Below are 10,212 nucleotides of genomic sequence, written 5' to 3' on the forward strand. Positions count from 1 at the left end.
GAATCGTCAACTCAAGGAGAAACAGTGTCGTCTTTCCAGATAGTTGCTCTGATGGTGGTGGTCTACATCATCCTCATCGCGGCGGTGAGCGTCATCGCCCGTAAGGCGGGCGCGACTTCGGAAGGATTCGTCCGCGGCGGCCGGGTCTTCCCCGCGGCCGTGATCGGTCTGTTCATGGCTTCCGAAGTCGTGGGCACCACGGCCAGTATCGGGACGGCGCAGGGAGCCTTCACTTACGGAATCTCCGCTGCCTGGAACCTCGGCGCCCTGGGAATCGGGTTCATCGTCTTCGCCGTGCTGTTCGCGAAGCGATTCAAGCAACTCGACGAGGTGACCATCTCCGGCGCCCTGGAACGGGGATACGGAGCGGGCGTGCGGCGAGTGGCTTCCGTGATCATGATCGTATCGCTCCTCCTGGTGGCCACCGCGGCCTATGTGAGCGGCGGAGCGATGATCTCGGCTCTGCTCAGGATCGATGCCAGGTGGGCAGTCGTGATCGTTGGCGTCCTGTCGAGTGTCTACGTGGTGATCGGCGGTATGCGCTCCGTCATCTACACCAATCTGATCAATGTCTTCGTCAAAGTGGTGGGGATCGTTGTCGTCGCGGTGTCCGCGTACTCCGCCGCGGGGGGCTATGAAGGCATCCATGTCTCTTTGCCGTCGAAGATGCTCGACTGGGACGGAGTCGGCTGGAATCAGATAGGCGCCTGGCTCATCGCCGGCGGGGGCGCCATGTTCGCGACGCAGTACGTAGTGCAGGCGATGACCGCGGTCGACAACGAGGCCAAAGCGCGGAACGCGGGCTTCTACACCAGCCTCGTCCTGATCCCTTATGGCATCCTCGCGGCATTGATCGGTGTCTGCGCGGCCGTGGTGCACCCCGACATCGACAGCATCCAGGCACTTCCGTCCATGGTCGTCCGGCTCAGCCCGATTCTTCAGGGCATTGCGGTAACCGGACTGATCGCGTCAGTGTTCGGCCTCATATCCGCCCTGACGATCGGCGCCTCCACTCTGCTGCTGAAGGACTTCTACCAGCCGTATTTCAACCCGTCGGACAACGAGAAGAAGGCCGTGCGATTCGCCCGGCTCGCCACCCTCGGCTGCGGGCTGATCCCGGTGGCGGCGGCCCTGGGCGCATCGGATGTGCTCGGCATGACGTTCCTGGCCAAGGCGCTCCGGGCCTCCCTGGCCGTGTTCGTCGTCCTGATGTTCCGCCGGCCGTCGTACGGCTCGCGGCAGGGTGCCGTGGCCGCCCTCTGCCTGTCCCTGCCCGCGGTCATCGGCTGGTACGCGGCGGGTGACCCCTTCGGCATCGACAACGCGTACATCGCCATCCTCACCCCCCTGCTGGTCATGACGATCGCCCAGCTCAGCGGGCGAGGCACCAAGGCGAGCGGACCCCTCGCCCGCACCCCCTCGACGGCGGCCGCCGCATCGGTCGCCGACTCGTCCCGGGAAACGGCGCGCACAGACACATGACAAGCCCAATGAAGACCGACGAGGAGATGACGGTGTCCACTCTGGTGACCAGCGGCATCGACAGCACCGGGGTTGCCCTGGTGACACTCAACCGTCCCGCGGACCGGGCCCGTTTCAACGCCGCCTTCCGGGGCGCCGGGCTGTCCGGCGACTTCGGCGGGATCTGGACCCTGCCGCGGATCATCGGGATCGGGCGGGCGCGAAAGAAGTACCTGCTGTCCGAGCCGTGCGACGCCCAGGAGGCGCTTCGTATCGGGCTGGTCTCGAAGGTCTGGCCGGCCGAACAGCTCCTGTAACGCGTCCGCGCCGTAGCCGAGGACCTGGCCGCTTCCGCACCGGTGGCGCTGCGCCTGACGAAGCAGAACCTCGTCGAGAGCGAGTACGTCAGCTTCGAGCGGGCGCTGAACAACGAGGCGGTCAGGCACTCCCGCTGTGCCGAGACCCAGGACGCCGCCGAAGCCGCAGGGGCATTCCTGGAGAAGCGGCCCGCCGTGTTCGTCGGCAAGTAGGACGACAGGCGCCAAGCCGGCGGTGAGATGCCCTCACCCGCCGCTCACCAGAACGGAGACACCGACCGTGAAGGTCGACTTTCCCACGGATGGTCCAGCCGACCCGGGCCGGCGCGAGCCGGCGGACCGCCTTCCCTTCCGGGGAGTGCGCGTCATGGACGTGTCGGACACCATCGCAGGTCAACTCGCCGCCCGACTGCTCGCCGACCACGGGGCGGCCGTCACTCTGCTGCGCCGCCCGTCGACACCCGCCGGCGCGTCCCCGGGCATGGACCTGCACCTCAACCACACCAAGTCGGTCCAGCCCTGTCCCACGGACGGCTGGGAGAGCGCCCTGGGACAGTGCGCGCGGGACATCGACGTCGTGGTGGTGTCCGACCACGGCGAAGCCGCGATCGCCGCCGGTCTGGCCCGGCACGCACTGGTCGCGGTCGCCACCGACTTCGCCGACCAGGGGCCCTACCGCGACTGGCACGGATCGGAACTCATCCACCAGGCGCTCTCCGGGTCCATGCACTACACGGGCCTGGCCGGGCGCCCACCGCTTGATCGTGCGGGTCGCGGTGCATGAGGCGGCGGCCGCGATGGAACAGAACTTCGCCGTCCAATGGGCCTACAGCGCGACGATCGCACAGCGCGGCGAGCTGAACCGGCCCAAGGGCCGCATCCGCTGTGCGGACGGTTGGATGACCGCCTTCGCCATGGAGGGTCGGCTGAACGAGTTGCTCACCGCCGTGGGCGCCGACGGTCTGGTCGACTCACCGTCGTCCTCCTCGTGGTCCGACTTCATGCGAGACATCCCGTCAGCTTTCGCACGGATCCAGGAGCGGGCACGAGGCCGTAGCCGGGAAGCCCTGCTCCAGGCCGCACTGGACCACCGGCTGGTCATGTTCCCCGGTCCGCACCCCGACCGAGCTCAGAACCGACCCGCAGCTGCTGAGCAGGGACTTCTGGCGGCACGCCGAATTCCAGGGCCGGAAGCACCTCGTGCTGGGCCCGCTGTGGCGGCCCGCGAGCTATGAGCCGGGCACCGCACGCGGCGCGAGCGGCGACGTACCGGCCGCCCTCCCCACGCTCGACCGGCCCGCGGGCGGGACGGCGGAACCCGGCGAGCGGCCTTTGCGGGGTACGCGCGTGGTGGACTTCACCACGGCCTGGTCGGGGCCGCTCGCCACCACGGCGGACCAGTGGACCGCGCTGTGCTCGGAACTGGGCTGGACCGACTGGGCCCGCGACACGTCGCTGGCGGAAACGACGGCGCGGAAAGCGAAGGCGGAGGAGATAGCGCGGCGCCTGTCGGAGGTGACGCGCGAACACGACAAGACGCGCCTGGCCACCCGTCTCCAGCGGGCCGGCGTCCCCGCCGCGCCCGTGCACAACGGCCGGGACCTGTTTGAGGACCCACAGCTCAGGCAGCGCGGATGGTTCGCCCCCCTGACGCATCCGGAAGCCGGGACACACGAGTACGCGGGCCTGCCCCTGGAAGCGGCGGGACGCATCCTCCAGCCGTCGGCCGCCGCGCCGCTGCTGGGCCAGCACACGGCCGACGTCCTGGGGTCGGCACGTCCGGCATGACCCGGGTCGTGGCCAAGTCACGCACTATCGCATTCAATCGAGAACGCGTACTATCGCGTTCTGGTCGGCCGTGGCCGTCCAACTCCCCCCGCGCGCCCCCGATTTCTCCGAGGAGCACTCCCATGCCCACGCTGCTTGACCCGGTCCTGGATCTGCTGATGCTCCGCGGCACCGTCACCGAGGCCGAACCGATCGCCGCCCGTATGCGCCGGCTGCGCATCGAGGGTGACGCCCTCGCCGGGCTCGACGTCCGCCCGGGGCAGCAGGTGCGCGTCCTGGTCGGCTCCGGGCTGACCCGTCGTACGTACTCCGTGTGGCGCTACGACCCCTCCGGCGCCGTCGAGTTGTGCGTGCTGGACCACGTCGGAGCCGGGCCGGGTGCGCGCTGGGGCGGCGGTGTCGAGGTCGGCGCGCGGGTGCGGCTGGGCAAACCCGAGGGGTCGTTCACGCTCCGGTCCGAGGCCGCCCATCATGTCTTCGTCGGGGAGGAGACGGCGTCCGTCGCCTTCGGCGCGATGCTGGCCGCACTGCCGCCCGGGGCGCGCGTCTCCGGCTGCGTGGAGACGGAGACGGCCGCGGACCGGCTGCCGCTGCCCCATTCGGACCGCCTCAACTGGCTTACCAGGGGCGGCACTTCACTCCCGGACGCGGTACGGCGCCTCGCCCCCGAGCCGGGCGGGATCGCCTACGTCGCGGGGGAGGCCCGGACCGTGCAGCGGGTGCGGCAGGTGCTCGTCCGGGAGGCGGGCTGGGACCGGCGCGCGGTGCTCACCAAGCCGTTCTGGGCGCCTGGGAAGCGCGGGCTGGAGTAGGGCGGACAGGTCCGCCGTCGGTCTGCGGCGCCCTGGGCCGGGTCGGGGTGGTTCGCCATGGCCACGCCCATCGTCTCCTAGCTTGCTAGGATGCTAGCATCGCACTCGTGGGTGACAGGGAAGTCAAGCAGTTCAACGTGTACCTGCCGATCGAGCTGATCAAGCAGGTCAAGTACCACGCCATCGAGTCGGGCATGTCGTTGTCGGCGCTGGTCGCCGACGCGCTGCGCGCCTATCTCGACGACGCCCATGGGGACGAACAGCGATCGACCGAGAAGGAGAGCTGACATGGCGACCGAAGGAATCGAGGCCGTGTTCCTGACGACCCACAACTGGGGTAAGTCGGCGAGGTTCTTCCAGGCGCTGGGGTACGAGCTGGAGTTCGAGACCGACCACAACTCCGGCCGGCTCCGCAACGGTGACGGGCCGTACGTCTTCATCTCCGAGGTCCCCGAGGATCGGGAGCCCCAGACGCGGATCGTGCTGAAGGTGGCGGACGCGGACGGGTTCCGTCCCGACCCCGCCGTCGAGGTGGTCACGCCGTTCGAGGACACCCATTACGGGACCAGGGAGATGACCGTCCGCGACCCCGACGGACGCCTGTGGAACCTCCAGGCCCCCGGCAAGAACTGACCGCGACGGGCTGACCGCGACGAAAGGGGAACACCGTGGTGGACGAGGAGACCGGGGCGCCGGACAGTACCGCGGTACGGACCGCCCTCTGGCGGGCGATGCATGTCCAGGCCGACCCACCGCCGCATGTCCTCGAGGACGAGATCGGCCTGCGGCTGGCGGCCCCCGACGCTGACTGGCGCCGCCGCCCCGACATGGACCCGGACGCCACCAGAGGGTTCCGGGCGGCCATGGTGGCCCGCGCCCGTTTCATCGAGGACCTGATCGCCGAGCGGGCCGACCACGGCGTCACCCAGTACGTCATCCTGGGAGCCGGCCTGGACACCTTCGCCCAGCGCAGGCCGGAGACCGCCTCCCGGGTACGGGTCTTCGAGGTCGACCAGCCCGGCCCGCAGGCATGGAAACGCCACCGCCTGGACGAACTCGGCTACGGCGTCCCCGACTGGCTGCACCTGGTGCCCGTCGACTTCGAGGCGAGCGAAGACTGGCTGAAGCAGCTGGCCGCGGCCGGTTTCGACGCCGGCAGACCCGCGGTCATCGTCTCCACCGGCGTCACCATGTACCTCACCGAAGACGCCATCGCGGCCACCCTGCGCCAGATCGCCGGGCTCGCCCCCGGCTCGACGCTCGCCATGACCTTCCTGCTGCCGATCGAACTTCTCGACGACGCCGACCGCCCCGGCTTCCGCGCGAGCATGGAAGGCGCGCAAGCATCCGGAACGCCGTTCATCAGCTTCTACAAACCGCCCGAGATGCTGGCACTGGCCCGCGAAGCCGGTTTCGAGGACGTCCGGCATGTGTCGGGAGCTTCGCTCGCCGAGCGCTACTTCGCCGATCGCACCGACGGCCTCCGCCCATCGAGCGGAGAAGACCTGCTGCTGGCCACCACCTGACTCGCACGGCCGGACGGCGTCCCGCCACGGCGACGCGGCTCATACCCTTCAGACGCGACTCGTGCCCTTCCGGCGCGACTCGTGCGCTTTATGGGACACGCAACGCCTGGCGCCAGTAGTCGGTGACGGTGTGGCGCAGCCGTGCGGTGTCGACGGCGCGGGGGTCGAGAAGGCATTGCAGTCCGATCCCGCGCAGCTGTCCGAGGACCGCGATGGCGACGTCGTCGGGGTCGATGTCCGGGCGTACGTCGCCGTCGGCGATCCCGGCGGTGACGTCGACGCGCAGGTCGGAGCGGAATGCCTCGTCGCGCTCGCGGAAGATCGGGGCCAGTTCGGACGCGGTGGCCGCTTCGGCCCACAGCAGCAGGAAGGCCCGGTTCATCGTTCCGGCGCCCCCGGAGGCGCCGATATAGCCGTCGACCAGTCGCAGGAGCCGGTCCAGTCCGGGTGGGAGGTCCGCGAGCCCGGGGACGAAGCCGGTTTGCGTGGTGCGGGCCAGACGCTCGATCAGGGTCTGCTTGGACCCGAAGTGGTGGGTGACGATCCCGCGGCTGTACCCCGCTTGTTCGCCGACCCGCGCCAGCGTCAGTGACCGTACGCCGTGCTCGACGACCAGTTCGGCGGCGGCGTTGAGCAGCGCGGCTTCGGCCTGGGCGCGGCGTTCCTGCTGGGTGCGGCGAGTGGTTCCCATGCGGATACCTTAACAAGCAACTTGCGTGTTGACCGACAAGTATGTGATGATCGCGAACCGGTCCCGCTGCCCGGGTTCCCGTTCCAGGGCGAAGTGCGGGACGTCCCAGGGCGAGGTGCGGGACGTCGTGCGAAGAGGGGATCCGGCGCGTGCGATGAGTTCGGGCTGCGGATCGGGTCTGCCCTGACATGACTCGAATCATCGCTGACATCTCGGTCTCCCTCGACGGCTTCGTCACCGGGCCCGACCCCGGCCCGGACAGCGCCCTGGGCGCCGGCGGCGAGGCCCTGCACACCTGGGCGTTCTCCAACGACCCCGACGACCGCCGGGTCCTGCGCGAGGGGACCGTCCGCTCGGGCGCCGTCGTACTCGGCCGCCGGCTCTTCGACGTGGTCGACGGGCCAGACGGCTGGGACGACACGATCGGCTACGGCGCCGCCGAGGTCGGCAAGCCCGCGTTCGTCGTGGTGACGAGCTCGCCGCCGGAGTCGGTGCGGCTCACCGACCTCGACTGGACGTTCGTCACCACCGGTCTTTCCGACGCCGTCGCCGCCGCGCGCGAGCGCGCCGAGGCGGCGTCGGCGGACAGCGGCAAGGACCTCGACGTCGTCCTCATGGGCGGCGGCGCCACGGTCGGCTCGGCGATCGAGGCCGGGCTGGTCGACGTGTTGTCGCTGCACCTCGCGCCCGTCGTGCTGGGCGCCGGGACGCCACTGTTCACCGGTGGAACGCCGCGCACACTGGTCCAGCGGAGCGTGACCTCGACAACGACCGCGACGCATCTGATCTACGACGTCCTCTGATCTACGACGTCCTCTGGCGGCGTCCGACCTCGTCGCGGAACCGCGTCTCAGGTTGTTTCGCGATTGGTGTGGAGGACTTCGCGGGCCTGTTCGGCGGCGCGGGTGATGCTTTCGCTGATGAAGTCGAGGAAGCGGGCGATGTTCTCCAGACGGGCGGCGGCGGGGGTGTGGGGGCCGAGGACGGCGACGCCTTGGCGTGCGGTTTCGACGAGCTGGTCGTTGGCTCGGGCGCTGGCGATCGTCGCCTGGTAGAAGAGCTCGTCGTCGACGACGTAGCGGTCGCGGCGGCGCTCGTCGCGTTCTCGGCGGACGAGGCTCTGGCTCTCCAGGAAGGCGATCGCCTTGGAGATGGACGCCGGGCTGACCTGGAGGCGCTGGGCGAGCTGGGACGCGGTGAGGCTGCCCGCGTCTGTGGTGAACAGGCAGGTCAGCACCCGGGCCGTCATCTTGGGCAGACCCGAGGCCATGAGGACGGTGGTGAGCGTCTCCTCGTACTCGGCCACGGCCTCGGCGTCGCGCCCGTGTGGCTGGGGGACTGACGCCGATCCGCGCGAGGAGGCGGGCCTGCGCCGGTGGGCGCGGCGTTCGGTGGCGCGGTGGGCCAGGTCGGCGCGGTAGGCGGTGGGGCCGCCATTGCGCATCACCTCACGCGTGATCGTCGGGGTCGGACGGTCGAGACAATGAGAGAGCACAGGAGAGCATGATGCCGAAGTTCGACACCCCCGCCCCGATCCGCGCCGTCCTGGCCATTCCCGCCGGACGCGTCCAGTTCATCGCCGCCGACCGCGCCGACACCACCGTCGAGGTCCTGCCCGCCAACGCCGCCAAGGGCCGCGATGTCCAGGCCGCCGAGCAGACCACCGTCGCCTACGCCGATGGCGTTCTGCGGATCCACGCCCCCGAGTCCAAGAACCAGCTCATCGGCTCCTCCGGATCCCTGGAGGTCACCGTGCAACTGCCCGCCGGTTCCCGCGTCGAGGTCAAGGCCGCCGCCTCCGAGCTCCGTGGTGTCGGCCGCCTCGGTGACGTCGCCTTCGACGGCGCGTACCGCCAGATCAAGATCGACGAGGCGGCGAGTGTCCGTCTCACCGCACTGGAGGGCGACGTCGAGGTCGGCCGGCTGGGCGGCCCCGCGGAGATCAGCACCGCGCGGGGCGACATCCGGATCGCCGAGGCGGTGCGCGGCAGGGTCGTGCTCCGTACTCAGTCCGGGGACATCTCGGTCGGCGCCGCGGTCGGCGTCTCGGCCGCCCTGGACGCCGACACCGGCTACGGCCGCATCAGCAACGCCCTCAAGAACGACGGCACCGCCGAACTCGACATCCGCGCCACCACCTCCCGCGGCGACATCACCGCACGCAGCCTCTGAAGGAGCGGAACCAGGGCTTCCCGGCCGGGCTCGCAAAGGACTTCCCGGCCGGCGTCCGAAGGCATTGACATGTTCGCGAGCTGTCCTTATGGTCCAGGCCATCCTGTCCGTATGTGGGAACTGTGTTCTCATCCATGAACAGAAGAGGTCATCGGATGGCACGAACCAGAACCGCGTTACTCAGTGTTCTCGCCCTGCTGGCCGGTCTGCTGAGCCTTCAGCTCAGCGGACCGGCCCCACGGGCCACGGCCGCTCCGGCCGCCTTCACCCATCCCGGGGTGCTGGTGAGCCGGGCCCAACTCGACTACGCCCGCTCGAAGGTGCAGGCCGGCCAGCAGCCATGGAAGGCCGCCTACGACGACATGCTGGGCAGCTCCTACGCCTCGCTGTCGCGCACCCCCCAACCGCGCGCCGTCGTGGAGTGCGGCTCGTCGTCCAACCCCAACCACGGGTGCACCGAGGAGCGCCAGGACGCCATCGCGGCGTACACCGACGCGCTCGCCTGGTACTTCACCCGCGACAGCAGATACGCCAAGAAGTCGATCGAGATCATGGACGCCTGGTCCTCCACGATCACTGATCACACCAACAGCAACGCCCCGCTCCAGTCCGGCTGGTCCGGTGCCACCTGGCCGCGCGCCGCCGAGATCATCAAGTACACCTACGACGGCGGCTGGTCGGGCGCCGGACGCTTCGCCACCATGCTGCGGAACGTGTACCTCCCCGAGGTGAGCAACGGCTCGGCCACCACCAAGAACGGCAACTGGGAACTGGTGATGACCGAGGCGGCCATCGGCATCGCGGTCTTCATCGAGGACCGCACCGCCTACGACAAGGCGGTCAGCACCTACCTCGCCCGCGTCCCGGCGTACATCTACCTGACCAGTGACGGCGACCTGCCCAAGCCGCCCGCGAACAGCAGCATCGACACCGAGGCCGAGATCATCAAGTACTGGCAGGGCCAGGACACCTTCGCCGACGGCCTCGCCCAGGAGACCTGCCGCGACTTCGGGCACACCGGCTGGGGCCTCGCCTCCATCGCCGATGTCGCGGAGACCAGCCGCATCCAGGGCCAGGACCTCTACCCGAAGATCCAGGACCGGCTGCGACAGGCGCTGGGCTTCCACACCGCCTACGAGAACGGCACCGCCGTGCCCTCCTGGCTGTGCGGCGGCTCCGTCAAGAAGGGTCTCGACGAGGTCACCGAGGTCGGCTACAACGCCCTCCACAACCGACTCGGCATCACCATGTCCAACACCCAGAAGTACACCGAGGCCCACCGCCCGTCCGGCACGGACAACTACTTCAACGCCTGGACGACCCTCACCCACGCGGACAACCCGTCCTGACCGGGCGATGGCCCCGCCCCCCCCCGGGCCCCGGGGGGCGGGGGGGGGGCGGGGCAGGGGGCCAGGACCCCCACACGTTGGGGGGCCCCCCCCGCG

The 10,212-nt window shown here is 69.8% G+C and carries 15 protein-coding genes; 13 read left to right on the plus strand and 2 right to left on the minus strand.

The annotated features are described in order from the left end of the window. The first annotated feature begins 24 nt into the window (after positions 1 to 24). From ACFXB5_RS07470 to ACFXB5_RS07515, 10 genes are all read left to right on the plus strand, one after another. Complete coding sequence (locus tag ACFXB5_RS07470; protein ID WP_385203660.1) at positions 25 to 1,482, plus strand: sodium:solute symporter family protein; 1,458 nt, start codon at positions 25 to 27, stop codon at positions 1,480 to 1,482. A gap of 8 nt (positions 1,483 to 1,490) precedes the next feature. Further along, on the plus strand, positions 1,491 to 1,778 hold the full coding sequence (locus ACFXB5_RS07475) for an enoyl-CoA hydratase-related protein (RefSeq protein ID WP_385203663.1): 288 nt from the start codon (positions 1,491 to 1,493) through the stop codon (positions 1,776 to 1,778). Between the two features lie 42 nt (positions 1,779 to 1,820). Then, entirely contained in the window at positions 1,821 to 1,991 is a 171-nt protein-coding gene (locus ACFXB5_RS07480; RefSeq protein WP_385203666.1) for a hypothetical protein, read from the plus strand. A 145-nt stretch (positions 1,992 to 2,136) separates the two neighbouring features. Continuing rightward, positions 2,137 to 2,562 (plus strand): hypothetical protein, encoded by a 426-nt coding sequence (locus ACFXB5_RS07485; RefSeq protein WP_385203865.1) that lies wholly within the window; start codon positions 2,137 to 2,139, stop codon positions 2,560 to 2,562. Beyond that, positions 2,543 to 3,013, plus strand: a complete 471-nt coding sequence (locus tag ACFXB5_RS07490; RefSeq protein WP_385203669.1) for a hypothetical protein — start codon at positions 2,543 to 2,545, stop codon at positions 3,011 to 3,013. The genes ACFXB5_RS07485 and ACFXB5_RS07490 overlap by 20 nt, the downstream gene beginning before the upstream one ends. Continuing rightward, the gene (locus ACFXB5_RS07495; protein WP_385203672.1) at positions 2,979 to 3,566 is read left to right on the plus strand and encodes a CoA transferase; all 588 of its coding nucleotides are present in this window, start codon (positions 2,979 to 2,981) and stop codon (positions 3,564 to 3,566) included. The genes ACFXB5_RS07490 and ACFXB5_RS07495 overlap by 35 nt, the downstream gene beginning before the upstream one ends. A gap of 122 nt (positions 3,567 to 3,688) precedes the next feature. Beyond that, a complete protein-coding gene (locus ACFXB5_RS07500) occupies positions 3,689 to 4,378 on the plus strand; it encodes a siderophore-interacting protein (RefSeq protein ID WP_385203675.1) in 690 nt (229 codons plus the stop codon). 107 nt (positions 4,379 to 4,485) lie between these two features. After that, entirely contained in the window at positions 4,486 to 4,665 is a 180-nt protein-coding gene (locus ACFXB5_RS07505) for a ribbon-helix-helix protein, CopG family (protein ID WP_201850206.1), read from the plus strand. Position 4,666: 1 nt separating this feature from the next. Beyond that, complete coding sequence (locus ACFXB5_RS07510) at positions 4,667 to 5,011, plus strand: glyoxalase/bleomycin resistance/extradiol dioxygenase family protein (RefSeq protein ID WP_201850208.1); 345 nt, start codon at positions 4,667 to 4,669, stop codon at positions 5,009 to 5,011. 35 nt (positions 5,012 to 5,046) lie between these two features. Beyond that, positions 5,047 to 5,904 carry a class I SAM-dependent methyltransferase gene (locus ACFXB5_RS07515; protein ID WP_385203679.1) on the plus strand — a complete coding sequence of 286 codons (858 nt, stop codon included), beginning with the start codon at positions 5,047 to 5,049 and terminating at the stop codon, positions 5,902 to 5,904. A gap of 88 nt (positions 5,905 to 5,992) precedes the next feature. Here ACFXB5_RS07515 and ACFXB5_RS07520 read toward each other — a convergent pair whose 3' ends face one another. Further along, entirely contained in the window at positions 5,993 to 6,595 is a 603-nt protein-coding gene (locus tag ACFXB5_RS07520; RefSeq protein WP_385203682.1) for a TetR/AcrR family transcriptional regulator, read from the minus strand. Between the two features lie 188 nt (positions 6,596 to 6,783). Here ACFXB5_RS07520 and ACFXB5_RS07525 point away from each other — a divergent pair, with 188 nt between their 5' ends. After that, positions 6,784 to 7,398 carry a dihydrofolate reductase family protein gene (locus ACFXB5_RS07525; RefSeq protein WP_385203685.1) on the plus strand — a complete coding sequence of 205 codons (615 nt, stop codon included), beginning with the start codon at positions 6,784 to 6,786 and terminating at the stop codon, positions 7,396 to 7,398. 47 nt (positions 7,399 to 7,445) lie between these two features. Here the strand turns inward: ACFXB5_RS07525 and ACFXB5_RS07530 are convergent, their stop codons facing one another. Continuing rightward, a complete protein-coding gene (locus tag ACFXB5_RS07530) occupies positions 7,446 to 8,039 on the minus strand; it encodes a MarR family transcriptional regulator (protein ID WP_385203868.1) in 594 nt (197 codons plus the stop codon). A gap of 62 nt (positions 8,040 to 8,101) precedes the next feature. On the opposite strand from ACFXB5_RS07530, the gene ACFXB5_RS07535 reads away from it, so the two are divergent. Both ACFXB5_RS07535 and ACFXB5_RS07540 read left to right on the plus strand, forming a co-directional pair. Next, on the plus strand, positions 8,102 to 8,767 hold the full coding sequence (locus ACFXB5_RS07535; RefSeq protein WP_385203871.1) for a DUF4097 family beta strand repeat-containing protein: 666 nt from the start codon (positions 8,102 to 8,104) through the stop codon (positions 8,765 to 8,767). A 155-nt stretch (positions 8,768 to 8,922) separates the two neighbouring features. Continuing rightward, the gene (locus ACFXB5_RS07540; protein WP_385203688.1) at positions 8,923 to 10,116 is read left to right on the plus strand and encodes an alginate lyase family protein; all 1,194 of its coding nucleotides are present in this window, start codon (positions 8,923 to 8,925) and stop codon (positions 10,114 to 10,116) included. Positions 10,117 to 10,212: the final 96 nt, after the last annotated feature.

Source organism: Streptomyces sp. NPDC059455, from assembly GCF_042750115.1.
Lineage (GTDB): Bacteria > Actinomycetota > Actinomycetes > Streptomycetales > Streptomycetaceae > Streptomyces > Streptomyces endocoffeicus.

Bases quoted from the DNA above. Each gene is read 5' to 3' on its own strand.
- ACFXB5_RS07475 (WP_385203663.1), top strand. From the start codon at position 1,491: ATGAAGACCGACGAGGAGATGACGGTGTCCACTCTGGTGACCAGCGGC.
- ACFXB5_RS07500 (WP_385203675.1), top strand. From the start codon at position 3,689: ATGCCCACGCTGCTTGACCCGGTCCTGGATCTGCTGATGCTCCGCGGC.
- ACFXB5_RS07510 (WP_201850208.1), top strand. From the start codon at position 4,667: ATGGCGACCGAAGGAATCGAGGCCGTGTTCCTGACGACCCACAACTGG.
- ACFXB5_RS07520 (WP_385203682.1), bottom strand. From the start codon at position 6,595: ATGGGAACCACTCGCCGCACCCAGCAGGAACGCCGCGCCCAGGCCGAA.
- ACFXB5_RS07525 (WP_385203685.1), top strand. From the start codon at position 6,784: ATGACTCGAATCATCGCTGACATCTCGGTCTCCCTCGACGGCTTCGTC.
- ACFXB5_RS07530 (WP_385203868.1), bottom strand. From the start codon at position 8,039: ATGCGCAATGGCGGCCCCACCGCCTACCGCGCCGACCTGGCCCACCGC.
- ACFXB5_RS07535 (WP_385203871.1), top strand. From the start codon at position 8,102: ATGCCGAAGTTCGACACCCCCGCCCCGATCCGCGCCGTCCTGGCCATT.
- ACFXB5_RS07540 (WP_385203688.1), top strand. From the start codon at position 8,923: ATGGCACGAACCAGAACCGCGTTACTCAGTGTTCTCGCCCTGCTGGCC.